Source organism: Plantibacter sp. MCCC 1A11337 (genome assembly GCF_013349365.1).
GTDB classification, from domain to species: Bacteria; Actinomycetota; Actinomycetes; order Actinomycetales; family Microbacteriaceae; genus Plantibacter; species Plantibacter flavus_A.
Genome location: NZ_JABJWX010000001.1, coordinates 1,352,093 through 1,378,561, shown reverse-complemented (window position 1 = coordinate 1,378,561; position 26,469 = coordinate 1,352,093). Strand labels below are relative to the sequence as shown.

Genomic DNA, 26,469 nt, shown 5'->3' with positions numbered 1-26,469 from the left:
GATGACACTTCGGAGCCCCCTCGGGGGTGGTTTGGAAAAAGATCCGATCGCGACTCGGACGGGGTCGCGCATTAAGAGGAGCGAAATTCTTCGGATCCGTTCCTGTGGAGGGTGACCGGGGTGTCAGCCGCTGCGGCTACGATCGACGGATGAGCTGGAGCACCGAACCCGACTGGATCCCGGACGACGCGGACGCTCCCGACGACTTCGACGCCCCGCCGCCCGACGACGCGTATCTCGGCGGTGGCGTCGCCTGGGGGAGCGGTGCTGTCACCTCGGCTCCCGCCGCTCCGCCTGTGGTGGCGGTGCGTGCGGCAGGCCAGAAGTTCGCCACGGCGCAGGAGGCACTCCACACGGTCTTCGGGTACGACGCGTTCCGCGGTGAGCAGCAGCAGATCATCGAGCAGGTCGCCGGCGGCGGCGACGCGGTCGTCCTCATGCCGACGGGTGGGGGCAAGAGCCTCTGCTACCAGATCCCCGCCTTGCTCCGGCCGGGCACCGGCATCGTCGTCTCCCCACTGATCGCCCTCATGCAGGACCAGGTCGACGCCCTCCTCGCCGTCGGTGTCCGCGCCGCGTTCCTCAACTCGACCCAGGATCCGGCTGAGCGCTCCCGGGTCGAACAGGCCTACCTCGCGGGCGAGCTCGACCTCCTCTACGTCGCGCCCGAGCGTTTGAGCTCCGAGGCGACCCGGCGCTTCCTCGGCCAGGGCACCATCGCCCTGCTCGCGATCGACGAGGCGCACTGTGTGTCGCAGTGGGGGCACGACTTCCGTCCCGACTACCTCATGCTCGGCGAGCTCGCCGAACGCTGGCCCGAGGTCCCGCGCATCGCGCTCACGGCGACCGCGACCGAGGCGACGCACCAGGAGATCACGCAGCGCCTCCACCTCGGTGAGGCGAAGCACTTCGTGTCGAGCTTCGACCGCCCGAACATCCAGTACCGGATCGTCGGCAAGAACGAGGTCCGCAAGCAGCTCGTCGCGTTCGTGAAGGAGCAGCCGGCCGGCACCGCGGGGATCGTCTACTGCCTGAGTCGGAAGACGGTGGAGCAGACGGCACAGCTGCTGCGCGACAACGGGGTGGACGCCGTGGCGTACCACGCCGGACTCGACGCCTCCGTGCGTGCCGCGGCGCAATCGCGCTTCCTCCGCGAGGACGGCGTCGTGGTGGTCGCGACCATCGCCTTCGGCATGGGGATCGACAAGCCGGACGTCCGCTTCGTCGCCCACGTCGACCTCCCGAAGAGCGTCGAAGGCTACTACCAGGAGACGGGCCGCGCGGGGCGAGACGGCGAGCCGTCCATCGCCTGGCTCGCGTACGGTCTGCAGGACGTCGTCCAGCAGCGGCGCATGATCGCCGAGTCGCCGGGCGACCTCGCGCACCAGCGCAATCTCAGCGCCCACCTCGACGCGATGCTGGCCCTCTGCGAGACCGTCGACTGCCGCCGGGTCAACCTGCTGCGCTACTTCGGTCAGCCCTCCACGCCGTGCGGCAACTGCGACACCTGTCTCGAACCCCCGGTCACCTGGGACGGCACCGTGCCGGCGCAGAAGCTCCTCTCGACGATCGTGCGCCTGAAGCGCGAGCGCAACCAGTCCTTCGGTGCGGGGCAGATCATCGACATCCTCCGCGGCAAGCGCACCGACCGCGTCGCCCAGCAGCGGCACGACGAACTCGCGACCTTCGGCATCGGCGAGGACCTCAGCGACCAGGAATGGCGCGGCGTCGTCCGTCAGCTGCTCGCACGCGACCTCCTGGCCACGGTCGGTGAGTACGGCACGCTCGGCCTCACCGAGGGGAGCGCCGAGGTGCTCGCGGGGAATCGGCCGGTCGCCATGCGTCGCGAGCCGGAACGTGCCGCACGCTCCTCGTCGAGGTCGTCCTCCCGCTCGTCGAGCGCGAACGCCGAGCTCGAGCCCGCCGCGGCCGAGCTGTTCCAGGCCCTGCGTGCCTGGCGGGCCGGGGTGGCGAAGGAGCAGGGCGTCCCCGCCTACATCGTCTTCGGCGACGCGACTCTGCGGGAGGTCGCGACCGCGAAGCCCGACTCGCTCGGCGCGCTCGACGGCATCAGCGGCATCGGCGCGAAGAAGCTCGACGCCTACGGGCAAGCGCTCATCGAGGTCGTCGCCGCCAACGCCTGACGCCGCTCCTGAGAGCCAGCTGCGACAGCTGTGGGGGAGGACCAAGTCGATCGACGACGATCGGGCGGGCCCTTGTCCACATCCCACAGGCGCTTTCACCCATCGTTATGACAGTCCTACCATTGTGGGAGGTTTTCATGGGTGAAAGGCAGGACACAGCGATGGTCGACACAGCGATCCGGACGAGCGTCAGCGGCAGCACGGCAGCGACGGTCGAGGTGGCGCCGTCCGACGCGCGGATCGATGTCCCGGCGCTGGCGCACCAGCTGCTCGGCACCTGGCCTGAGGCCCGTCTCGCGTCCCGGGCGCTCGCCGCCAAGCCGGAGATGCAGCGCATCGAGGGCCAGTCGATGGACGACCACCGCGACCGCGTCTTCCACCAGCTCAAGCTCCTCGTCGAGAACGGTCAGGTGCACAAGGCGTTCCCGAAGCGCCTCGGCGGCGCCGACGACCACGGCGGCAACATCGCCGGCTTCGAGGAGCTCGTCCTCGCCGACCCGTCCCTCCAGATCAAGTCCGGTGTGCAGTGGGGGCTCTTCGGTGCGGCGATCCTGCACCTGGGCACCGAGCCGCACCACGACGCGTTCCTGCCCGGCGCGATGAACCTCGACGTCCCCGGTGCCTTCGCGATGACGGAGTCCGGTCACGGCTCCGACGTCGCCTCGATCGCGACCACCGCGACGTACGACCCGGAGACCCAGGAGTTCGTCATCGACACCCCGTTCCGCGCGGCGTGGAAGGACTACCTCGGCAACGCGGCGGTCCACGGGAAGGCGGCGACGCTGTTCGCGCAGCTCATCACGAAGGGCGTGAACCACGGTGTGCACTGCTTCTACGTGCCGATCCGCGACGACGAGGGTGCGTTCCTCCCCGGGATCGGCGGCGAGGACGACGGTCTGAAAGGTGGGCTCAACGGCATCGACAACGGCCGGCTCCACTTCACCGGCGTACGCGTGCCGCGCACCAACCTCCTCAATCGCTACGGCGACGTCGCCGAGGACGGCACCTACTCCTCGCCGATCAAGAGCCCAGGGCGTCGTTTCTTCACCATGCTCGGAACGCTCGTCCAGGGCAGGGTGTCCCTCGACGGGGCCGCGACGTCGGCCTCCGCGCTCGCCCTCCAGATCGCGATCACCTACGGCAGTGAGCGTCGGCAGTTCAACGCGGGCAGCGACACCCAGGAGGAGGTCATCCTCGACTACCAGCGCCACCAGCGTCGGCTCCTGCCGCGCCTTGCGACGACGTACGCGCAGATCTTCGCCCACGACCGACTGCTCGTGAAGTTCGACGAGGTGTTCAGCGGCAAGGCCGACTCGGACGACGACCGTCAGGACCTCGAGACGCTCGCGGCGGCCCTCAAGCCGCTGTCGACCTGGCACGCGCTCGACACGCTCCAGGAGGCGCGCGAGGCGTGCGGTGGCAACGGCTTCCTCGCGGAGAACCGCCTCACCGGCCTGCGCGCCGACCTCGACGTCTACGCGACGTTCGAGGGCGACAACAACGTGCTGCTGCAGCTCGTGGCCAAGCGACTCCTCACCGACTACAGCCGGAAGTTCGCGAAGGTCGACGCCGGTGCGCTCGCCCGCTACGTCGTCGAGCAGGCGACCGACCGCGCCGTCCACAGCAGCGGACTCCGGAGCCTCGCGCAGACCGTGAAGGACTTCGGGTCCACCGCACGCTCGGTGAGCCAGCTGCGCGACACGAACGTCCAGCGGGAGCTGCTGACCGAGCGCGTCGAGTCGATGATCGCCGAGGTCGCGACCAAGCTGCGCGGCGCGAACAAGCTTTCGAAGCAGGCCGCGTCCGACCTGTTCAACGCACACCAGAACGAGCTCATCGAGGCGGCGCGCGCCCATGGCGAGCTCCTGCAGTGGGAGGCGTTCACCGAGGGTGTCGAGCAGATCCAGGATCCCGGGACGAAGCAGGTACTGACCTGGGTGCACGACCTCTTCGGGCTCTCGCTCATCGAGAAGCACCTCGCCTGGTACCTCATCCACGGGCGCCTCTCGCCGCAGCGCGGCCAGGCCGTCAGCGCCTACGTCGACCGCCTCATCTCCCGGCTGCGTCCGCACGCCCTCGATCTCGTCGAGGCGTTCGGCTTCGCGCCCGAGCACGTGCGGGCACCCATCGCGACCGGCCAGGAGGCGCAGCGTCAGCAGGAGGCCGCCGACTACTTCGCCGCCCTCCGCGCCTCGGGCGACGCGCCCGTCGACGAGAAGACGCTCACGAAGAAGCAGCGCTGACCGCAGCCGGCTGACGGGAGGCAGATCGTCGTCGGCGCAAGGGTCCGGCGACGATATGCCTCACCTCGCGCTGCGCGGTAGGGTGCCGACATGACGTTCAACGACAACGCCGACATCAGCGGGAACAAGGTCAAGCGACGGGGCCGCACGACCGGCATCGCCGTCGGTGGTGGCGCGGTCGGCGTCATCGTGATCGCCCTCATCTCGCAGTTCCTCGGGGTCGACGTGTCGGGCATCCTCGGAGGCGCGGGTGTCGGCGGGGGCCAGCAGGAGGAGACTCAGCTCTCCGACGAGTGCCAGACGGGCGCCGACGCGAACGCGAGCGTCGACTGCCGCATGGGTGGTGCTTACTCGTCGCTCGACGCCTATTGGGCCGAGGAGCTGCCCGCGCTCGGTGCCGACTACACCTCGCCGGCCGATTTCATCATCTTCGATCAGCAGACGAACACGGGTTGCGGGGCCGCCACGAGCGCCACCGGCCCGTTCTACTGCCCTCCGGATCAGACCATCTACATCGACACCAGCTTCTACGCCGAACTGCGCGACCGCTTCGGCGCGTCGGGCGGACCGCTCGCCGAGATGTACGTCGTCGCCCACGAGTGGGGGCACCACATCCAGGCGCTCACCGGCATCATGGACCGCGCCGATCGCAGCGGTACCGGGCCCGCCTCCGACTCCGTACGGATCGAGGTCCAGGCCGACTGCTTCGCCGGTGCCTGGGTCGCCGCGGCGTCGGACACGGAGGACGCGAAGGGGGTCGCCTTCCTGAAGCCCGTGACCCAGCAGGAGATCGACGACGCGCTGAGCGCCGCGGCGGCCGTCGGTGACGACCGCATCCAGGAGGCCGCGACCGGCCAGGTGAACCCCGAAGCGTGGACCCACGGCTCGGCCGAGCAGCGCCAGCGCTGGTTCATGACCGGGTACCAGTCCGGTCCGTCCGCCTGCGACACCTTCTCGGTGTCGGCCGACCAGCTCTAGCCCGCGAGTGGTCCCGAATGGTGGGTTCCGCCGGTGCCGGGCCGACCATTCGGGACCCCTCGCGAGCTGTGGGGCGATGGGTGCGGCATGCTAGGTGAGACACATGTCGTGAACGCAGGAGGAAGTGGACCGCATGGCTGAGCTGTATCCCGAGATCGAGCCGTACGAGACCGGCATGCTCGACGTCGGCGACGGGCAGTCGCTGTACTGGGAGACCTCCGGCAACCCCGACGGCAAGCCCGTCGTGTTCCTCCACGGTGGCCCTGGCGGCGCGACGAGTCCCGTCCACCGTCGGCTCTTCGACCCGAAGCGCTACCGCATCGTCCTCGTCGACCAGCGCGGCTGCGGCAGGAGCACGCCGCACGCGAGCGACCCGGCGGCCGACCTGTCGACGAACACCACCTGGCACCTCGTCGCCGACCTGGAGACGCTCCGGAAGGCGCTGAAGATCAAGCGCTGGATGGTGTTCGGCGGGTCCTGGGGGTCGACGCTCGCGCTCGCCTACGCCCAGAAGCACACGAAGCGCGTCACCGAGCTCGTGCTCCGCGGCATCTTCACCCTGCGCGACGCCGAGCTCGACTGGTTCTACGAGGGTGGTGCCTCCGCGGTCTTCCCCGACCTGTGGGAGGGCTACCTCGAGCCGATCCCGGTCGGTGAGCGCCGCCACCTCATCGAGGCCTACCACCGGCGGCTGTTCGACGAGGACCCGGCCGTCCACGGGCCGGCGGCCGTCGCCTGGTCGCGGTGGGAGTCGTCGACGATCACGCTGCTCCCGCAGGCGGAGACCGTCGCGCGCTTCACCGACCCGCACTTCGCAGTGGCGTTCGCGCGCATCGAGAACCACTTCTTCACGAACAAGGGCTGGTTCGAACCCGAGCAGCTCATCCGTGACGCCGGCAAGCTCGCCGGAGTCCCCGGTGTGATCGTCCAGGGCCGCTACGACATGTGCACGCCGGTCTTCACCGCGTGGGACCTGCACCGGGCGTGGCCGGAGGCGGACTTCACCATCGTCCCCGACGCGGGGCACGCCTTCGACGAGCCGGGCATCCTGTCGGCGCTCATCGACGCGACGGACCGGTTCGCGAAGGTCTGAGGGGCTGTTCCGGTCGCTGATGACGCCCTTCGACAGGCTCAGGGGCCGGGGGCGGCTCAGAGACCGGGGGCGGCTCAGGGACCGGCGGCGGCTCGGGGGCGCCGGAGCCGCTGGCGGCTATTCCGTGAAGCGGGCCCGGCGGACGGCCTTGCCCTCGCGCAGCGCTTCACCGAGCGATCGGCCGACGAGGCCCTCGCGGGCGAACCCGCTCAGCAGCTCGGCTGCGAGCGCACCGCGGTCGACCTCGGGTTCCGGACCGTCGTCGACGCCGTCGGCCGGGCCGGCGAAGCCGTCGTGGGCGAGCAGGATCGAGCCCTGGTGGCAGTGCCGGACGGCGTGGGCGACGCGCTCGTGCTCGCCGACGTCCTTGACGTCCCACGCGGTCGCGGTCCACAGCACGGTCTGCAGGCCGGCTCGTTTGACGGCCTGCCACGTCTCGATGCTCTGCGCGCCGTAGGGCGGCCGGAACCACTCGATCGGCTGGCCGCTCAGCTGCTCGAGCTCCTGTTTGGCGGCGAGGGTGCGCCGGTAGGCGACCTCTTCGGAGAAGTCGGTGAGGCGAACGTGGTCGTCGCCGTGCAGCGCGAGTTCGTGCCCACCGGCGACGATGCGTTCGAGGAGCTCCGGGTACTTCCGCGCGCGGCCGACGAGGACGAAGAACGTCGCGGTCGCTCCGGCCTCGGCGAGGGCGTCGAGGACCCCCGGCGTCCCGTCGGGGCTCGGGCCGTCGCCGTAGGTGATGACGACCGTCCGCTCCTCGGTCGCGACGCCGACGATCGAACCGTGGACGGGCAGCGAGCCGGTGAGCCGGGCGAGCAACGCCTGCCGAGCCTTCGTCATGTGTCCACCGCCCTGTGAGTCGATCCGTCCAACAGTACCTCGCTGTCGTGGCGAACGGGAGCGTGGCCGCGGCGGCGGAACGGGCGCAGGGAGCGCGGGTGTCAGGCCTGGACGAGCGTCGTGTCGAGCTCGCGCTGCTCCTCGAGCTGGGCGAGGGCACGGCGGAGTGCCGTGCTCGAGGTGCTCATCGTGTATGGGAAGTAGACGACCTCGACGCCGACCTTGGCGAACTCCGCTTCGAGCCGGAGGCCCTCGGCGGTCCCGCGCCAGTCGTCGCCCTTGAAGAAGATGTCGAACCGGAGCGCGTCCCAGGCCTGGAGCTTGTCGTCCCAGGTCTCCTCGACGGCCTCGTCGACGAAGCCGATGTGGCGGACGATCTCGAGACGCTCCGTCAGCGGGACGACGGGCTCGATGCGCTTGCGGGTGCGGAGCAGCTCATCCGAGACGACTCCGGCGATGAGGTAGTCGCACGCGCTCTTGGCGTGGCGCAGGATGTTCAGGTGACCGACGTGGAAGAGGTCGAAGGCCCCTGCGGCGTAGCCGACGCGTCCGACGGTGCTTCGATCGGTCATGCTGTCGCCCCCTGGCAGATTCGTGGTGGTGTGCGCACGACGTCGGCTGATCGACGACGGTGCTCGGCGCGTCCATCGGGCCAGTTGCGAGCCTATGAGGGGCATCAGCGCTTGCCGAGTCCACTTTCGAGTGGCACCCGAGCAGGGGTGCCAGCTCCGATACGAGCCGACCGACCGGTGCGATACAGTTCCCGAGACGATCTGGAGCGTGACATGGCCGAAGCAGAAGACCGCACCGAGGTTCCGACGACCGCCGACGAGCCCGGGGCCCCCGGCCGTCGTCGCGTCGTGCCGATCGTCTTCGGCGTGGTCGTCGCCCTCGTGGTCGTCGGCGTCGTCCTGTGGCTGACCCTTCGCCCGGGCTTGCCGTCGTCGCAGACCACGAGCGACCCGTCCAGCGCCCCCTCCTTCTCGTCGACGGCGCTTCCGACCGCTGAGCCGGGCTCCACGTTGCCCCCCGCCGGATCGGAGGCCGGCGCGATCGGGTTCGACGACTCGGCCGCCGTCGGCGACGCGGTGAGCGTGCGGATCGACTCCTTGGAGGCCGTCGACGGCGAGGCGTCGCAGCCCGGCGAGGTGGCCGGGCCATCGATCCGCGTGACGATCGCCTTCACCAACAGCGGCTCCGAGGCGTACTCGCTCGCGGGCGCCGTCGCGAACGCCTACTACGGCGCCGACCTCACTCCAGCGATCGAATTGGCGGCTCCAGGCGGTGTCGCGTTCCCCGAGCAGGTCGCGGCCGGCGAGACGGTGCGGGGCACCTTCGTCTTCAACATCCCTGAGGACGCGCGCGACACGGTGCGGGTGACGGTGGACTATGCGGCGGCCGAACCGGCCGTCTTGTTCGAGGGCGCCGCTCCGCGCTAGCCCGGCGTCTCGGGGGCTCCCGGCGGACGATTTCGGCCTGTGTCGGTATCAGACATATGTCGATCTGTCAGCCGCCAGTGCTGGTCTCGGAGGAATTCACCCCTGATCTGGGGGTGCAACTGCCCCCAACGGGGTGCATCGTCGTCCCCCATCTTGCGGTTGACTGCGTGAAAGGACCATCCCCGCTGGCCCACGGCTCCCGACCGTGTGCGTCAGAGGTCCGACTCCTTCACCCGAGAAGACTGCGAGATACCCCATGACCACACTGCTGTCGTCCGAGCCCGCGACCCCGCGGCGGACGCGCCGGCCGGCGCACGCGCGCCTCGTCGCCCTCGTCGGCCTGGCCGCCGCCTCAGTGCTGTTCGGCACCCTGACCGCCGTGCAACCGGCCGTGGCCGACACCACCCCGGCCACCGGCCAGCCGGCCACGGTGTCGTCCGACGCGCTCCCCGCGCCGCAGATCAACGGCGTGGTCTGGGATCAGGTCGTCATCGGCAACACGGTGTATGTCGCGGGGTCCTTCACGACCGCGCGCCCGGCCGGTTCCGCGGCCGGCGCCAACACGGTGACCCGGAACAACTTCCTCGCCTACACGTTGTCGACCGGCGCGCTCCTCCCGTGGGCACCGAACTTCAACCAGCAGGTGCGCTCCCTCGCCGCCTCGCCGGACGGCACGAAGCTCTACGCGGGTGGGCAGTTCACCGCGGTCAACGGGACGACGCGCTACCGCCTCGCCGCGTTCGACGTGGCCACGCAGACGCTGGTCGCCGGCTTCGCGCCCTCGATCAACTCGATCGTCAAGTCGGTCACCGCCACCAACACCACCGTGTACGCAGGGGGACAGTTCACGTCCGCGCAGGGCTCGGCCCGTGCCGGCGTCGCCGGTTTCGCCGCCTCGAACGGTGCCCTGACCGGCCTCGCCCCCGACGTCGTCGGTGGAACGGTCCAGGCGCTCGTGCTCAGCCCCGACGCCTCGAAGATCGTCATCGGCGGCAACTTCACCTCGGTGAACGGCTCGAACAGCCCCGGATACGGGCTCGCCGCGCTCAGCACCGCGACCGGTTCCTCCATGCCGTGGGCCATCAACTCCCTCATCCGCAACGGCGGTGAGCAGGCGTCGATCAACTCGCTCACCAGCGACGGCTCGAGCGTCTACGGCACCGGGTACACCTTCGGCGCCGGAGGCAACATCGAGGGCGCCTTCAAGGCCGACTGGAGTGGCGGCGAACTGCAATGGGTCGAGGACTGCCACGGCGACTCCTACTCCGTCGCGGCCGACACCGACGTCGTCTACGTCGCCAGTCACGCCCACTACTGCGGCAACGTCGGCGGATACCCGCAGACCGATCCGTGGGGCTTCCAGCGCGCCACCGCCTTCACCAAGGCCACGACCGGCACGCTGACCGCCGACCCGTACGGTTACTACAACTTCGCGGGAACCCCGTCACCCACGCTCCTGAACTGGTTCCCGACCATCAACACCGGCAGCTACACCGGCACCGGTCAGGGCGCCTGGGACGTCACCGTGGCCGGCGACTACGTGCTCTACGCGGGAGAGTTCACCCAGGTGAACGGCACCGGGATGCAGGGCCTCGTGCGCTTCGCGAAGTCGTCCATCGCCCCGAACAAGGACGGCCCGCGCCTCACCGGCTCCAACTTCGTCCCCACGGTGACCTCGTTCAGCCGTGGCACGGCACGCATCTCCTGGCAGGCGAACTACGACCGCGACAACTCCAACCTGAGCTACCAGGTCATCAGGAACAACGTCACGGCGTCGCCCGTCTACACGACGCAGGCCACCTCGACCTTCTGGAACCGACCGGTCATGTCCTTCCTGGACACGGGGCTCACCCCGGGCCAGACGTACAACTACCGGATCCGGGCGACCGACCCGTACGGCAACTTCCAGCAGGGGCTGAACGTCGCGGTCACGATCTCCGAGGACGGCGCGATCAGCAGCTACCAGCAGTCGGTGCTGAACGACAACCCCACCTCCCTCTGGCCGCTCGGTGAGTCGAGCGGGACCACCGGGTACGACTGGAACTCGGGAGACGACCTGACCCTCACCGACACCGGCGTGACCCGCGGTGCGACCGGCCAGGAAGCCTCGTCGACGAACAAGGCCACCACCTTCTCCGGCGGCTCCAGCTCCTCCACGGTGCAGAAGCCCTCACCGAACACCTTCACGACGGAGGCCTGGTTCAAGACCACCACCACCTCGGGCGGCAAGATCATCGGTTTCGGCGGGTCCGCGACCGGGAACTCCTCCTCCTACGACCGCCACGTCTACATGGGCAACGACGGCCGCCTGAACTTCGGTACCTACACGGGCAACACGAACATCGTGACGAGCCCGAAGGCCTACAACGACGGACAGTGGCACCAGGTCGCGGCGTCGCTCGGCGCGAACGGCATGCAGCTGTTCGTCGACGGCAAGAAGGTCGCATCGCGGGCCGACATCACGAGCGGCCAGGTGTTCAACGGCTACTGGCGGGTCGGCGGGGACAACCTCGGCGGCTGGCCGAACGGCCCGAGCAGCAACACCTTCTCCGGCGACATCGACGACGTGTCGGTGTTCCCGACGGTCCTCACCCGCCAGCAGGTGGACGCCCACTACGTCGCCTCCGGTCGGACCTCGACCGTCCCGGCGGCTCCGGCGGACGCCTACGGCGCCGCGGTGTTCGGCCTCGACCCCGCGCTCTACTGGCGCCTGAACGAGACGAGCGGTTCCACCGCCGTCGACGCAGGCCCCACCGAGTCCGACGGACTGTACTTCGGTCAGGTCACGAAGGGTGCCAGCGGTGCGCTGTCCGGTGTGGACAACACAGCGGCCCAGTTCACCTCCAACGGGTGGGACGAGGGCGGCGTCTCCAGTAAGTCGAGCTACTCCAACCCGACCAGCTACGCGATGGAGGCCTGGTTCCAGACCACCTCGACGCAGGGCGGTAAGGTCATCGGCTTCGGGTCGAACCAGACCGGTGGATCGGGCGGGTACGACCGGCACGTGTTCCTGCGCCCCGACGGCAAGCTCGTCTTCGGCACCTGGACCGGCCAGGAGAACACGATCACCTCGCAGGCCGCGGTCAACGACGGCAGGTGGCACCACGTGGTCGCGCAGCAGTCGGCCGCCGGGATGAACCTCTACATCGACGGGGCCTCCGTCGGGACCAACCCGCAGACCGGCGCGCAGGACTACACCGGCTACTGGCGAGTGGGTGGCGACAACGCCTGGCAGGGTTCGGTGCCGTACTTCAACGGCAAGATCGACGAGGTCGCCGTCTACAACGCGCCCCTCACCGACGCCCAGGTCGCCCAGCACCGTGAGCTCGGCCTCGGCCAGGCTCCGAACGTCCTCCCGACCGCCGCGTTCACCAACGCGGTCGCCAACCTCGACCTCACCACGGACGCGACGACGTCGACCGACACCGACGGCGTCATCAGCTCCTACGCCTGGGACTTCGGGGACGGTCAGACCGGGACCGGCGCCACGGCGGCACACCACTACGCCGCCGGTGGCACCTACACGGTCACCCTCACGGTGACGGACAACCGGGGCGGCACCGCCACCACGCAGCAGACGGTCACCGCGGTGGCTCCGAACCAGCTCCCGACCGCGGCGTTCACGCCGACCGTCGTGAACCTGGACGGGTCGTTCGACGGCTCGGCCTCCGCCGACCCGGACGGGACCATCGCCTCGTACGCCTGGAACTTCGGTGACGGCACCTCGGGGACCGGTGTCACGGCGACCCACAGCTACACCACGGCCGGCACGTTCACCGTCAGTCTCACGGTCACCGACAACGTCGGCGCCACGGCGAGCGTGACGCACGACGTGGTCACGACGCTGCCGCCGAACCAGCTGCCGGTCGCGAGCTTCACGGCGGCCTCCACGGGACTCACGGCGAGCTTCGACGGGTCGGGTGCCTCGGATCCGGACGGCACGATCGCCTCGGTGGCCTGGAACTTCGGTGACGGAGCGACCGGTACCGGGACGACGACGACGCACAGCTACGCGACGGCCGGCACGTACACGGTCACCCAGACCGTGACGGACAACCGCGGCGGCACGGCGGCCACGACCCTGAGTGTCACGGTCGCCGAGATCCCGGTGGCGTCGACCTACGCGGCCGACACCTTCGAGCGCACGACGAGCAACGCGTGGGGCACGGCCGGTACGGGCGGAGCCTGGACCGTCGCGGGCGGCAACACGAGCTTCTCGGTCGGCAACGGCACCGGCAAGATGTCATTGCCCGCCGGCGGGACGCGCACGGCCCGCCTGAACGCGGTGTCCGCCACCGACGTCACGGTGAGCGCGAAGATCACGGCCTCGGCCGTGGCCAACGGAGGCGGCGTCTACGCCTCGGTGATCGGTCGACAGGTCGGCAGTGCGTTCTACTCCACGCGCGTGTGGATCCAATCGAACGGTGCCGTCCGCATCCAGCTGCTCCAGGGGGCGACCGCGCTCCAGGCGGTCACGGTCCCCGGACTGACGTACACCGCCGGTCAGGCCCTGCAGGTCAAGCTCCAGGTGACGGGCGCTTCGCCCACCACCCTCGGTGCGAAGGTCTGGGTCGCCGGAGCGACGGAGCCGACCGCCTGGCAGGTCCAGGCGACCGACGCCACCGCGGGACTGCAGTCCGCCGGTCTCGTCGGGCTCAGCAGCTACCTGTCCGGTTCCACCACGAACGGTCCGGTCACGGTCACCTTCGACGACCTGCTCGCGGCGACACCGGGAGCGGCCCAGCCGACCCCGGTGAATCAGGCCCCGACAGCGTCGTTCACGGCGACCCCCTCGGGCTTGACCGCGGCACTGGACGCCTCCGCATCCACGGACCCCGATGGCACGATCGCATCGGTCGCCTGGGACTACGGAGACGGATCGACGGGGACGGGCACCACCTCGTCCCACGTCTACGCCGCCGGCGGGACGTACACGGTCACCCTGACGGTCACGGACAACGGCGGCCTCACGGCCACGACCTCGCAGACCGTCACGGTCACCGCGCCGGTCGTGCCCCCGGTCGACCCGAGCCCCGTGGTGGTCGCGGCGGACACCTTCGCCCGGACGGCGACGAACAGTTGGGGCGCGGCCCAGACCGGCGGGCCGTGGACGCTCGCTGGGACGGCCTCCTCGTTCTCCGTGAACGGGACCTCGGGCGTGATCTCCGCCAGCGCCGGGCAGTCGCGGACCGCCCGTCTGGCGCAGGTATCGTCCTCCGGCACCGACTCGACCGTGTCGTTCACCATCGCGCAGGCGCCGACCGGCGGCGGGCAGTTCGTCTCGCTCGTCGGCCGCCAGGTCGGTGCCGACAACTACGCGGCCCGGGTCTGGATCCAGGCCAACGGCGTGCTGCGCCTGCAGCTCATGAAGGGTTCGACGGCCCTGACGGCGGTGAACCTCTCCGGGCTCGCCTACACCCCGGGGATGAAGATCACCATCCGCACGCAGGTGTCCGGTGTCGGCACGACGGCGATCAAGGCCAAGGCCTGGGCCGACGGTCAGGTGGAGCCGGACTGGCAGGCGAGCACCACCGACACGACGGCCGCGCTGCAGGCGCCCGGCTCGGTGGGTGTCGACACCTACCTGTCCGGCACGATCACCAACGGCCCGGTCGTGGTCAACTACACCGGCTACCGGGTCACGGCCCTGTGAGCTGATCGAGACCCGGTCGGGAGTGGACGCCGTCGCAGCTGAGACGCCCACTCCCGGCCGCACCAACGGCGACGTCCTCCTGGGTTCGCAGCTCCGGGGCGTCGCCTGAGGTGTCCCGTCGGGATACGAGCACCTCGCAACAGCGCCCCTGGTCCGACCAGGGGCGCTGTTGCGTGGTGCGGGTCAGGCCCGAGGCGAACGGCCGGAGCGGATCCGGGCGGCGAGCCGGCGACCGTCGCGGATCGCCCGCATCGCCGTCCACAGGATCGACGGACGGGTCACGAACTGTCGACGCCCGCCCTGCAGCAGCACCTCGCGCGAGACGGCCGCCGTCGCGCGTCGCCAGGCGGCCTCGTCGGTTTCCGAGAGGTGCAGTGCGCCGAAGACGAGTCGGTTCCGGATGTTGTAGTAGTAGTAGAGGTCGGATTTGGCCTGGCCCGACGCAGTCTGTCCGGGCGCCTGCGTTCCGCCCTCCGCGTGCACGGCGGTGACCTCGTCCAGGACGAGGAGGCGACCGCCGACGGACACCACTTTGTGCGAGAGGTCGACGTCCTCCCAGTAGAGGAAGTACTCGTCCGAGAACCCACCGATCCGGCGCCACAAGGTCAGGTCGACGGCGAGGCAGGCTCCGGTGAGCCACGGCTCGATGCGATCAAGCGGGACATCGGCGAGACGGCGACGGCGGGAACGGATGCGTCCGTCGTCGAGGTAGAGGTCGGAGCCGCCGAACCACAGACTGCCGTCGGGGCGCAGGATGCGCGGCGCGACGAGCGCGGCCGGGTCGGCGGAGCAGGCGGCGAAGAGGGCGGCCGCGGCCGGCGGCAGGAGTTCGGCATCCGGGTTGAGGATGACGAACCTGGTCGCGCCGGATGCCACGGCGAGCTCGATGCCGGCGTTCACGCCGGCGCCGAACCCCAGGTTGGTCGGTGGTTCCACGAGGTACCAGCCCTCGGCGGTGGCGAGTGACTGCAGACTCGAGCGCTCGGCGGACGTCGTCGGATTGTCCACGACGACCGTCACGAGTCCCGGCGCGTTCCGGGTCAGCCGCGTCAGGTGCTCGGCGAGCAGGGCGCTCGAACCGTAGTTGACGACCACGACGGCGGCGTCGGCGAACGCCGGGTCCGGTGTGACGTTCATGCGAGACTCCCGTCGTCGGCAGGACCGTCCGGCTCAGGTGAGACGACGGGTGGGGTCTTCGACCGTCGAGCGGCGCGGACGATGTCGAGGACCAACCGGAGGTCCCGGCGGACGGCCGGGACGAGGAGTGCCGCGAGGGCGTACACCGCGAGATCGGCGACGATCGCCGCGAGGATCTGCAGGATCGCCCCGCCGGGGGTCGCGAACACCGTCGCACCGTACGCCGCGGCTCCGGCGGAGAGAGTCAGCAGGGAGAGCCGCACCACCCCGAGGAGGAGCGTGCGGATGGGGATCGGCGCCCAACGGTTCAGCCACCAGAGGGACAGGGGCCACGAGACCACCGGTTCGAGGGCGAATCCGGCGGCGACGCCGACCACGCCCCAGTTCGACCCGATCAGCACGAAGGTGATCTTCAACGCCGCGCTCATCAGGGTGAACTGGAACAGGCGGGCGGTCAGCCCTTTCGACACGTAGACCCAGTAGCCCACGAGGGCGAGCGTCTGGAAGGCGCCGGCGACCGTGAGGAAGCGCAGCACCGGCGCGACCTCGAGCCACCGTTCTCCGAGTCCGAGCGCGACGATCGGCTCGGCGGCACCGGCGACGAGCCCGAGCCCGGCGACGAGGGTGTAGCCGAGGGCGACCTGTCCACGGACGATGTACGAGTCGAAGCGCGCCTGCTGGTCCTGGATCCGCGAGAGGACTGGGATCGCCACGCGCGTGACCGGTGCGCGGAGCTGATTGAGCGGGTTCATGAGCAGCTGGAATCCGCGGCTGTAGATGCCGAGCGGTGCGGGGCCGAGCCGCAGGCCGATGACGAACGAGTCCGTGTTGTTCGCCGCGTACCCGACGAGCTGCGTTGCGACCATGTTCCAGCCGAAGCGGTAGAACCCGCGCATGTCGACGCCGCGCTTCGGCAGCCGGGGCAGCCAACGGGACGCCGCGAGCACGAGCACGAGCGTCGCGAGCGAGAGGGTGACCATCTGCCAGGCGAGCGCCCAGTACCCGGCCCCGAGGACGGCGAACACGATCGCGACCGCGAGGGCGATCACGGAGGCCGCGACGTCGACGACGGCGAGCGTCGTGAAGCGCAGGGCCCGGCTGAGGCTCGCCCGGTGCTGCGTGCAGACGCCGTTCAGGAGGAACGCGAGCCCCATGAACTGCGCGAGCGGCACCAGCTCCGGCCGCCCGTACAGGGCGGCGATGAGGTACGCGAGCCCGAAGATGACGGCGCCGAGGGCGATGCCGATCCCCGAGTTCGCCCAGAACAGGATGTCGCGCTGGCGGTGGCTGAGGGTCTTCGCCTGGATCGCGGCGTTGGACAGCCCGAAGTCGCGGAAGATCTCCGAGACCCCCACCACGGCCATGACCATCGCGAAGAGGCCGTAGTCGTTCGGGGTGAGGAAGCGGGCGAGGACGACGACCGACACCACCTGTACGAGGATCCGGGTGAGCTGGCCGACCATCGTGACGGCCGCGCCCCGTGCGGCATGGCGGCCGAAGTCGCCGCTCGTCGTCCCGGGTGCCGTGCCCGCGGTCATGCGTGCACCGCGGTCGCGACGCCCGAGCTGGGGGCGGTGGGGGCGTGCGGGCACCCAATAGTCTGGTGGTCCATCGACGGCTCAGCCGCGGAGAGGGAGTACATGCGCTCGGACACCCCGGTCGGATCCACGGGAGGCGGACCCGCGACCTCGCTGGTCGTCGCCATGCTCACCTTCCGCCGACCGGACGACCTCCGCGTCGCACTCCCGGCACTACTGGAGCAGGCCGCGAGCGTGACCGACCGCTTCGAGCGGGTCGAGGTGCTCGTCGTCGACAACGACCCGGCTGAGAGCGCCAGGGGGTCCGTGCTGTCGACACCGTCGCCGGACGCGGTGACGCTCACGTACCGTTGCGAACCGGAGAGCGGCATCACGGCGGCCCGCAACCGGGCGCTCGCCGAGGCGGGTGAGAGCGACCTGCTGGTGTTCATCGACGACGACGAGCGGCCGACGGAGCACTGGCTCGTCGAGCTCGTCGCGACGTTCGACCGCGGCGGGGCGGTGGCGGTCGTCGGCCCGGTCGTGTCGCGGTTCGAGGTGGAACCGTCGGCATGGATCGAAGCCGGCGAGTTCTTCACGCGCCGTCGGCTCCCGACGGGCACCGCGGTGTCGGTCGCCGCGACGAACAACCTGCTGATCGACCTGCGGGTCGTCCGGGCGATCGGGCTGGAGTTCGACACCGCCTTCGGGCACGCGGGCGGCGAGGACACCATGTTCACCCGGACCCTGCACGCGACGGGCGGACGCCTCGTCTGGTGCGACGAGGCGGTGGTGTGGGACATCGTCCCGGCGGCCCGCAGCACGCGGGACTGGGTCGTGCGCCGCGCGTTCAGCAGCGGCAACAGCTGGAGCCAGACATCCATCGCACTCGAGTCCTCGACGCGTGGTCGGCTCGTCGCCAGAGCGCGTTGCATCGGCCGCGGCGCGATCCGGGCGGCCGGCGGGGCGGTTCGGGCGCTGCTCGGCGTCGTCACCCGCTCGCTCCGCCACCGGGCCAAGGGGGTCAGGACGCTCGCGCGTGGCACCGGCATGATCACCGGTGCGGTCGGGTACTCGTACGAGGAGTACCGGCGTTCCGACGCCTGAGCGACGGCGGTGCCCTCGGCGGGACGGCGGGGCTCAGATCGCACGGACGCCGACCCTCCGGACGGGGGCACCGGGCGCTTCGGGGCGGCCGTGTCCCAGCGCGGCACGGTAGGCAGCGAGGTGCAGCTGGCCGGCGAGGTCCCAGTCGCGCGCCGACAGGTCCGGGCTCGGCCCGCGGGACGGATCCCGGACCGCGTCGAGCGCCCGCTCGAGGTCGGACGCGTCGAGGTCGCCGTCGTACTGCACGACCCAACCCTGGCCAACCTCGGCGGCGAGCCGCTCGTTGACCGCGTTCGCCGGGACGAGGACGGGTCGGTCGACGGACAGCGCGGCGAGCGCTCCACCCGAGTTGTGCATCTCGCGGTAGGGCAGGACGACCAGTTCGCCCTGCCTGGCCACGTCCACGAGCTCGGCGTCGCTCAGGAACTCGAGACTCAGGTCGATGCGGTCGTCGTCGGCCGCCAGGCTCCGGAGGTCCGCGGCGAGGGCCTCGCTCGAGGGTCGCCCGGCGACACGGAGGCTGCGGTCGCCTCCCGGGAGAGCCGAGAAGGCGCGCAGGAGGCCGTCGACGCCCTTGTAGCGGCGGATGAGGCCGAAGTAGCTCAGTCTCCCCTCGACCGCTTCACGCTGGGGGTGGCGGGCGTACCAATCGCGGTAGTGACCGTGCGGGATCACGGCGCTCCCGACGCCCTCCGGCGGAACCGTCTGCTCGTTGAGCACGATCACGAACGCCGTGCGGCGCTCGAAGAGGCCCAGGAGCGCATGCTCGATCCGTGAGATGCCCGAGGGACGGTGAAGGTTGTGGAGGGTGCGGACGATCGGCGTCCTCGTGACGGCGAGCTTCGCGAGCAGCACCAGGGTGAGCAGCTGCCGGACGGCGCGCTTCGGCTTCGACGCACCCGACACGAGGATCTCCGGCCAGTGCGCGTGGAAGACGTCGTAGTGGCCGAGGATGGCCCGGCGCCACGAGAACGTGCGGACCGCGAGGCCCGGCGTCGTGGCGAGGTGGTCGCGCAGCATCACGATGTACGGGTTCGTGGTCGGACGGGGGTCCGGGAACGACTGCTGGACGGTGACGGTGCTCGGGTGCTGAGTCACGGGAATGGCCTCCGGAGGCGGGGTACTGGCGGGCCGACGGTCGCCGCTAGGCTCGCAATCGGGGAAATCGAGGATCGGACGGATCGATGGGACGACTGCGTGCGGTGCGCAAGCACTTCTGGAGCTATGCGCGCGGCGTGCTGCGTGGCCACCCCGGCGCGAGGATCGAGGCCGGGGTGAAGCTCGGTGGCCCGGGGACCTACCGACTCGACCGCGGCTGCACGGTGTCCAAGGGGGCGCAGATGTGGGTTGGCGAGGGGGCGACGCTGCACCTGTCGAAGGGCTCCAAGATCGGGATGCGCACCATCGTGAACGTCGAGTCCGGGCTCGAGATCGGACCGGACGTCCGCATCTCCTGGGAGGTGCAGATCCTCGACACCGACTTCCACTGGACGACGTCGCCCAGCGGTCGTCGCCGAGCGCACACCGCGCCCATCGTCATCGAACGCAAGGTCCTCATCGGGACGCGAGCGCTCGTCTTGAAGGGCGTCACGCTCGGCGAGGGATCCGTGGTCGGTGCCGGTTCGGTGGTCCGACGCGACGTCGCCGCGCGCACGGTCGTCGCCGGGAACCCGGCCGCGGCGGTCGGCGAGGTCTCCGACTGGGGGAGCGCCGTCGGCTGACCTCGAACGCTCAGGCGACATGGGCGTGCCGTCCGCGCGGCGGAACCGGAGCAGGTCCGCGGATGAGCCGTGGCGCCTCGTAGAGCACGCGTGCCGGCCCACGCATGGCGGCGCCGCTGATCAGGAGCGAACCGGCGATCGCGAGACCGGCGAGCACCGGTGGCAAGCCCGGAGCGACGACGGCGACCGGGGTCACCCTCGCGAGGAGTGCGAGCAGGTAGGCCATCACGATGATGAGCGGGGTGTGTGTGAGGTAGACCGGCAGGGTGTTCGAGCCGATCGCCACGAGCCTGGGGATGCGGGCCAACCACCGGCTGACGGTCACGCCGGTCACGACGCCGAGCACGCAGTTCACGAAGTACAGCCCGGGCACCCAGCGCAGCCCGAGCACGGCCACAACCGCGGAGACGGCGACCCAGGCGACCATGAGCGCCACGAGGAGCCCGCCGATGCGCGCGTGGCTCAGCCGGAAGACGGCGTCCTTCAGGTAGAGCCCGGCGAGGAAGAAGAAGAAGTACTTGATCGAGCCGCTCCACCCGATGTTGGCGGTCTCCCACCCGCTGAGGGCAGCGGCCGAGCACACCCCGGCGACGGCGAGCTGGACACGCCAGTCGATCCGGCGGATGAGCTTCGCGACCACGAAGAAGATCGCGAGCGCCCAGATGAACCACAGCTCGAACCGTGGCGCGATCGGCGAGACGAGGAGGTCGCGGACCGTGCCGACGAGGTTGATCGGTTGTCCTTTCATCGTCAGCCCCACCAGGAACACCGCTGAGCCGATGACCTCCCAGACGAGGAACACCCAGACGAAGAGCGAGAGCTTCGAGCGCCACAGCGACCGCCAGCAGGCGGTCAGCCATTTCGCGGCGAAGAGTCCGGCGAGCATGAAGAACAGCGGCATGCGGAGCGACGAGAGGGCCTCGTTGACCTGGCGCCACCCGTCGATCTCGAATCCGGCTCCGAGGAGCCAGCTCGCGGAGTGGTACATCGCGACGAGGGTGATCGCGAGCCCCTTGCCGGCGTCGACCCAGTCGAGCCGCGGTTTCGCCGGTGCGGTGGCGCTCATCGGTGCACCGCCGTCGGACGGGTCGGCGGGATGCGTCCCCCGGCGGTGGGCGCCTCGGGCCGCGACCGCATCGTGACCGGGACGAAGGCGACGCCGAGGAACAGCATCGTGAGGAGCATCGAGGAGTCGACGGGGCTGAAGCAGAGGTTCCACAGCATGCGGATGGCGAGCCAGATCACCAGGGCGCTCGCGGCACGTCGGGCGAGACCGTCACCGAGCGCTCGGAAGGTCAGGACGAAGAGCAGCACGACGAGCGCGGCGCCGAACAGCCCGAACCGGACCCAGAGGTCGCCGATCATGGAGTGCACTTCGTAACCGTTGCCGAACATGTAGCGCTCGACGTAGCCGTTGTTCGGCTGGTACCCGATGAAGGACATGCCCGTCTTCGCTGACAGGATGTCGGAGAGGGTCGGGATCGCACCCGAGCCGTAACCGAGAGGACGGTTCGCGACGAGCTCCACCGTCGCGGCCGCCTCCGGCCGCCCGCCCACGATGAGGTTGCCGGAGGTGTCGATCTGCGCCTGTGTCCGCTCCTGGGTGCGTTCGCCCAGGAGCCCGCCGAGGATCACCGCCTGGGCGACCGTGTAGACGGCCGCGCCGAGGACGGCGAGCCCGAGGAGCGTCCGCACCGTCGAGCCGCGTCGACCCGGCGTCGTGGGGCGCAGCTGCCAGAGGACCAGGGCCGCCGTCATCACGAGCATCGCACTGCCGGAGCGGGCGTCGTTCAGGGCGCCGATCACGCCGATGGCGCCGATGACCGCGAACTCCATCACGCGTGAGCTCCACCGCCAGGCGAGGGCGAGGAGCAAGACGGTCAGCGGGAGCGAGAGACCGAAGCGCCAGACGTTGACGCTCGAGAGTCCGCTGCCGAGCGGGATCGCCGCGACCATGCCGAGCCCGAACCAGACTGCCACCATCGGTGTGCCGATGATCGTGCGCGCCCAGAGGAGTGCGCCGGTGCCGGCGACGAGCCCCAGCACCATGAACGAGTTGCCGGCGAGGAGCGTCTGGCTGGTCGACTGGCCCGCGCTGCTGAACGCCGTGAGGACGGCGCCCATCGCGATCGCCGCGAGACCGAGAACGGCGAACAGTCTGGCCTCGCGGAACCGGGCGAGCACCGGCAGCCACACCGGCACGAGGAGCAGCGCGAAGACGTACCCGACCTTGAGCCCCTGGGGCAGGTCCAGCGACATCGCGAGGAGGACCGGTGCGGTCGCGGCCGCCGCACGGTCCATCCACGTGTGCGGGCGCAGGGTCGGCGACGGCACCTCGGCGGCGGTGGAGACGTCGGCGCGCGCCGCGACGGCGCGGATGCTCGGTCGTGCCGTCATGATCGCCCCCTCATGGCTCCGGCCAGCTCGTCGGTTCGCCAGGGCCACAGGGTTCGAACGCGCGCGAGCGACGGTCGATTCGGGAGGGCCTGAGGTGGAGGACGCGCCGGGTAGCGTCCGTCCACCGATCACCCGATTCTACCGAAGGGCCTGCCGGAAGACCTTCCCCCGTTCGCGGGGATGTTGCCCCCAAACCGAGGGGTGACGACAGAACGGCGCGTGCCGAGGCACGCGCCGTTCCACAGCCGGTGATGGCCGATCAGGGGGAGAGGAGGCTCCCCGCCCGTGCCGGTGCGACGCCGGCCGATTGTCCCAGCAGACCTGCGATCGAGGTCGGGAGGGCCACCACGACGAGTGCCGACTGCGCGAGTGCCGCGGGCGTCAGCTGATAGCCCGTCGTCGTCACGGCGGTCCCGTCGACGAGGACCGAACGTCGTTCCTGCCCGGTCGCCTTCGTGAACGCGGCGACCGTCGCGAAGCTCTTGGCCGTGCCCGCGCCCTGGCCCCACCGGACGGCGAGCGAGGGGGAGTTCGTCGAGGCCCGCTGGTACACGTTGCCGTTCAGCGTGAGCTTCATCTGCTCGGCCGTGAACTCCTTCGACTGGTCCTCGACGCAGACGAGGCAGCCGCCGCCCGCACCGGAGATGACGTTGTTCGAGACCGTGACGTTCTTGATGATCCACGGGACCGTGAGGTCCGGCAGCGACTGTCGCCGGTCGTGGCCGGCGGAGTTGACGTTCGTCTGCCGCCGCTTGTCCTGGGTCAGCTGCAGGGCGGCCATGCTGTTGCCGGTGATGGTGTTGTTCCAGACCTGCACGTTGCCGGTGTTGCCGATCCAGAGGCCGTACCGACCGTTCGAGGCGATGACGTTGTTCGTCACCGTGAACGTGTCGGAGATCTCGAGGATGATCCCGGTCGCCCCGTTGGCGATCGAGCGGTTCCCGGTGACCGTCCCGTTGTACACCGACTCGTCGAGCCAGAGGCCGACCGTCGTGTTCCGCTGGAAGTCGTTGTTCGTGAAGGCGACCGTCCGGGACCTGGTGATCTTGAACCCGCCGGACACCGGCATGCGGTTGAAGTTCTGCACGTTGTTACCCGAGACGACCGAGTTCTTCAGTGTGAACTTGTCGGCCGCGTTCGCGCCGCCGCCCATCATGCCGTTGCCGGTCGCCGTGATGTTCGCGAAGGTCACCGCGGTGCCCCAGGCGTAGAGCCCGATGGTGGCGTTGTCCTGCACGACGAGGTTCTCGAAGGTGATGGCGTCGTTCTGGGCGGTGATCGCGCCCATCTGGTAGACCGAGTTGCCGTAGTTGCGGACGCCGATGCCGCGCACCACGCTGCCGACGCTCTTCACGGCGAGCGCGGTCTGGAGTGTGCTCGCGGTGACGGTCCGGCCGGACGGGTCGGTGCCGAGGACGAGCCGCTTCCCGCTGCGGTCGACGAAGAACGAGCCGGCGGTGACGGCGCGCTCACTCGCGACCTGTCGCTGGGCGACGCCGTCGATCCAGACCTGGTCGGGGTACGCGGCGAGCGGGTAGTCGGGGTTGATGAACTTGATGGCCTCGGCGCTGCCGTCCGACGCGCCCTTGGTGAAGGTCGGGCTGGTGTCGAAACCGGTGTTCCACCCGGAGACGGCCCAGCCGACCGAGCCCTTTTTCCAACCGGTCACGGTGGAGCTGCCGTCGAGCCACACCGCCTCCTTCGGGTACGACTGGATCGTGAGCTTCTTCGAGCTCGCGACGACGACGCTCTCCCGGTAGGTGCCGGCCCGGAGCACGAGGGTGGAGCCGCTCGGAGCCTTGTCGATGGCGTGGGCCAGCGAGGTGTACGGCGAGGCGAGCGTCCCGGAGCCGCCGTTGCCCGTGCCGGCGGACACGTACAACGCCTTCGTCGGGATCGCGTAGGACGTCGAACCGACCGCCGCGGAGCCGCGACCGGCGGAGGGGACCTGTGCGTCAGGGCCCGTCGGCGTGGTCGGCGTCGTCGGCGTGGTGGGGGTGGTGGGCGTCGTCGGCTCGGCCGGCGTGGTGGGCTCGGGCGCCGGCGTCTCGACGGGGTCGGTGGGTTCCGTCGGCGTGGGGACCGGCGTCGTCGGTTCCGGTTCCGGGTTCGACGTCGTCGAGGTGACGGGGGCGGCGCTCAACGCGCTAATCCCGAGGCCCTGCGGTGCCGCGGCGCTGGAGAGGTAGCCCCAGACCCCGATTCCGCCGGACTGCAGCCGCTGAGCGCTCGCGTCCGTGGCGATCCGCTGCCAGGAGGGCTTCGCACCGCCGACGACCCAGGCGCGACTGGCGATCGTGACGCTGTTGGAGGAGCGGGTGCGGAGGTCCATCTGGAGCGACTGACCGGGCTGGAGGTCTGAGGCGATGAGCGCCTCTTTGGAGAGCCTCGTCTGGTCGGCGGTCGAGCCGTCGACGCGGGCGGTGCCGAGGTAGACCGAGCCGGTGGGTGTGACACGCAGGGTGCTCTGGTAGTACCGCTTGCCGTCGGAGCGCGTCTGCAGCCCGAAGTACAGTCCGCTACCAGCGGTCGGGAGGGTCGGGACGGTGATCGTCGCGGTCGCCTGCACGTCGGCGATCTGGACTCCGGAGAGCACGGCCTGGCGGGCCGTGCCCGGGGTGGCGAAGGAGATGCTGCCACCGCTCGCCACGGCCAGGCCGGTGGTGACCGGGGAGGTGTAGGCGCCCCCGAGGTCTGCGGTGCCGAATCCGCTCGCCACGGTCCTGGCGAAGGTGTCGTTGACGACGGGGGAGCCGACCTTCCAGGTCTCCGTCGCGGCGCTCGCCGGCGTCGCGACCGTGAACGAGCTGAGGATCAGTGCGCCGGCTGCGGCACCGGCGGCCAGCAGTGAGCCGAGACGCCGGGCCCGACCGCGCCGCTCAGGCGTCGCGGGGGTGCTGGTCGTCGTCCGGTTCGGGTGTCGGCGGTCGGCGGGGGGACCGGCTGCGTGCGGAGCGGAAGTCAAAACGGGGTTCCTCACAGGGATCGGGAACGTCCGATCCCTCGACGCGGAGCAGGGGGCGGGGGTGGTGCGGTCGCGTCGTGCGGGGCGGACTCGGCCTTCGGGAGGCCGTTTCGGTCGGGTGGCGCTGGAGTGTTGTTGAGGGATGCTACAGCAGGGATCTGTGACGGGTCCATGTTTCGGAGGCGAAGATCCGAGGTGGTCGTCCACCTCTGGACCGGGACGGAGAAGACGCCGGGTACCGAGCGGAGAAGGCGGTGGATGCCTAGTGATACGAGGATCGACAGCGCGGCGAGGGCAGGGGGGAGAGCCACTCGCTGCCAGGGCGCGACCTCGTCCGCTACTGGATGCAGAGCTCCAGCAACGGCAATCATAGGAAACGTATGTACGAGGTAGATCGGGAGGGTCCTGGTGCCGAGGTAGCCCAGGAAGGCACCCGCGCGCACGCGGGACAACACCACCGCGAGCGCGATGCCGGTGGCGGTGGCCACGAGTCCGGCTCCGAGCAGCACGAAGGGGGCGAATCGCCACTCGGTGCGGAGGACGAAGGCGACGATGCCTCCGTAGATCACGACGAGCACGAACAGATGTCCGAGCCGGAGCCGCGGAGCGAGCCGCCGGATGATCGGTGCCGCGTGCGCGGCGAGGAGGAAGAAGCAGAAATAGCGCCCCGCCTTCTCCCACGGGACACCGAGCGAGGAGAAGATCCCGGTGCCGAACGCACCGGAGACGATCGCGGCGATCGCCAGCTGCAGTAGCCTCGGCCAGCTGCGCATGAGCCAGGCGATCATGAAATAGATCGGCAGAGCGTAGATGAACCAGAGGTTGGGGTGCGGCTGGACGAGGATCGAGGCGAAGGACCACCAACCCACCGGGTCCGGTGCGTCGTCCAAGGGGGGCATCACTGCGCCGTACGCGGTCTGCACGGTGCTCCACACCACGTAGAGGTACAGCAGCAAGACCAGACGCTTGCGGAACAGATCCCCGAAGGATCGGGCGAGCGCCGAGGGCGCCAGCAGCCCGGAGACGAAGAAGAACAGCGGCATCCGGAAGGTGTCGAGCGGAGTGCTCGCGAGCGCCCATGGACCGGCGATCCCGGCGACGCCGAGGTACATGACTGCGTGGAACAGGACCACCAGGATGATCGCGATACCGCGCGCGGAATCGATCCAGGTTTCTCGGGAACCGGTGTCCTCAGCCGAACCCGGCCGCGCGTGTCGGGCGGTCGCGGACATGGG

17 protein-coding genes are annotated in these 26,469 nt (G+C 70.1%); 8 read left to right on the top strand and 9 right to left on the bottom strand.

Features of this window, described 5'->3' with window-relative positions:
• Positions 1-149: 149 nt before the first annotated feature.
• The 4 genes from recQ to pip all read left to right on the top strand — a co-directional run bounded on the left by recQ (position 150) and on the right by pip (position 6,458).
• Positions 150-2,144, top strand: coding sequence for a DNA helicase RecQ (gene recQ / locus HOW07_RS06350; protein WP_175116360.1), 1,995 nt, complete (start codon positions 150-152; stop codon positions 2,142-2,144).
• Positions 2,145-2,305: 161 nt separating this feature from the next.
• The gene (locus tag HOW07_RS06345; protein WP_079001514.1) at positions 2,306-4,387 is read left to right on the top strand and encodes an acyl-CoA dehydrogenase; all 2,082 of its coding nucleotides are present in this window, start codon (positions 2,306-2,308) and stop codon (positions 4,385-4,387) included.
• 90 nt (positions 4,388-4,477) lie between these two features.
• Positions 4,478-5,365, top strand: coding sequence for a neutral zinc metallopeptidase (locus HOW07_RS06340; protein ID WP_121291646.1), 888 nt, complete (start codon positions 4,478-4,480; stop codon positions 5,363-5,365).
• 133 nt (positions 5,366-5,498) lie between these two features.
• The gene (gene pip / locus HOW07_RS06335) at positions 5,499-6,458 is read left to right on the top strand and encodes a prolyl aminopeptidase (protein ID WP_175116359.1); all 960 of its coding nucleotides are present in this window, start codon (positions 5,499-5,501) and stop codon (positions 6,456-6,458) included.
• A 117-nt stretch (positions 6,459-6,575) separates the two neighbouring features.
• On the opposite strand, the gene HOW07_RS06330 is transcribed toward pip, so the two are convergent.
• Together HOW07_RS06330 and HOW07_RS06325 are read right to left on the bottom strand one after the other, a co-directional pair.
• A complete protein-coding gene (locus HOW07_RS06330; RefSeq protein ID WP_175116358.1) occupies positions 6,576-7,298 on the bottom strand; it encodes a polysaccharide deacetylase family protein in 723 nt (240 codons plus the stop codon).
• Positions 7,299-7,399: 101 nt separating this feature from the next.
• Positions 7,400-7,870, bottom strand: coding sequence for an adenylyltransferase/cytidyltransferase family protein (locus HOW07_RS06325; RefSeq protein WP_064294253.1), 471 nt, complete (start codon positions 7,868-7,870; stop codon positions 7,400-7,402).
• Positions 7,871-8,083: 213 nt separating this feature from the next.
• On the opposite strand from HOW07_RS06325, the gene HOW07_RS06320 reads away from it, so the two are divergent.
• Together HOW07_RS06320 and HOW07_RS06315 are read left to right on the top strand one after the other, a co-directional pair.
• A complete protein-coding gene (locus tag HOW07_RS06320) occupies positions 8,084-8,737 on the top strand; it encodes a hypothetical protein (RefSeq protein WP_175116357.1) in 654 nt (217 codons plus the stop codon).
• Positions 8,738-8,993: 256 nt separating this feature from the next.
• Positions 8,994-14,390, top strand: coding sequence for a PKD domain-containing protein (locus HOW07_RS06315; protein ID WP_175116356.1), 5,397 nt, complete (start codon positions 8,994-8,996; stop codon positions 14,388-14,390).
• Positions 14,391-14,573: 183 nt separating this feature from the next.
• Here the strand turns inward: HOW07_RS06315 and HOW07_RS06310 are convergent, their stop codons facing one another.
• Together HOW07_RS06310 and HOW07_RS06305 are read right to left on the bottom strand one after the other, a co-directional pair.
• A complete protein-coding gene (locus HOW07_RS06310) occupies positions 14,574-15,527 on the bottom strand; it encodes a glycosyltransferase family 2 protein (RefSeq protein ID WP_064294255.1) in 954 nt (317 codons plus the stop codon).
• Positions 15,524-17,065, bottom strand: a complete 1,542-nt coding sequence (locus HOW07_RS06305; protein WP_175116355.1) for a lipopolysaccharide biosynthesis protein — start codon at positions 17,063-17,065, stop codon at positions 15,524-15,526. The genes HOW07_RS06310 and HOW07_RS06305 overlap by 4 nt, the downstream gene beginning before the upstream one ends.
• Before the next feature lie 102 nt (positions 17,066-17,167).
• Between HOW07_RS06305 and HOW07_RS06300 the strand changes: the two genes are divergently transcribed.
• Positions 17,168-18,151, top strand: coding sequence for a glycosyltransferase family 2 protein (locus HOW07_RS06300; protein WP_175116354.1), 984 nt, complete (start codon positions 17,168-17,170; stop codon positions 18,149-18,151).
• A 33-nt stretch (positions 18,152-18,184) separates the two neighbouring features.
• Here HOW07_RS06300 and HOW07_RS06295 read toward each other — a convergent pair whose 3' ends face one another.
• Entirely contained in the window at positions 18,185-19,249 is a 1,065-nt protein-coding gene (locus HOW07_RS06295; protein ID WP_254628169.1) for a glycosyl transferase, read from the bottom strand.
• Between the two features lie 86 nt (positions 19,250-19,335).
• Here HOW07_RS06295 and HOW07_RS06290 point away from each other — a divergent pair, with 86 nt between their 5' ends.
• Complete coding sequence (locus HOW07_RS06290) at positions 19,336-19,872, top strand: DapH/DapD/GlmU-related protein (protein ID WP_175116353.1); 537 nt, start codon at positions 19,336-19,338, stop codon at positions 19,870-19,872.
• Between the two features lie 10 nt (positions 19,873-19,882).
• Here HOW07_RS06290 and HOW07_RS06285 read toward each other — a convergent pair whose 3' ends face one another.
• The 4 genes from HOW07_RS06285 to HOW07_RS06270 all read right to left on the bottom strand — a co-directional run bounded on the left by HOW07_RS06285 (position 19,883) and on the right by HOW07_RS06270 (position 26,466).
• On the bottom strand, positions 19,883-20,938 hold the full coding sequence (locus HOW07_RS06285) for an acyltransferase family protein (protein WP_175116352.1): 1,056 nt from the start codon (positions 20,936-20,938) through the stop codon (positions 19,883-19,885).
• A complete protein-coding gene (locus HOW07_RS06280) occupies positions 20,935-22,269 on the bottom strand; it encodes a hypothetical protein (protein WP_175116351.1) in 1,335 nt (444 codons plus the stop codon). Before HOW07_RS06280 ends, HOW07_RS06285 begins: the two co-directional genes overlap by 4 nt.
• Before the next feature lie 259 nt (positions 22,270-22,528).
• Positions 22,529-25,234, bottom strand: a complete 2,706-nt coding sequence (locus tag HOW07_RS06275; protein WP_175116350.1) for a right-handed parallel beta-helix repeat-containing protein — start codon at positions 25,232-25,234, stop codon at positions 22,529-22,531.
• Between the two features lie 11 nt (positions 25,235-25,245).
• Positions 25,246-26,466 carry an acyltransferase family protein gene (locus HOW07_RS06270; protein ID WP_175116349.1) on the bottom strand — a complete coding sequence of 407 codons (1,221 nt, stop codon included), beginning with the start codon at positions 26,464-26,466 and terminating at the stop codon, positions 25,246-25,248.
• Positions 26,467-26,469 lie beyond the last annotated feature (3 nt).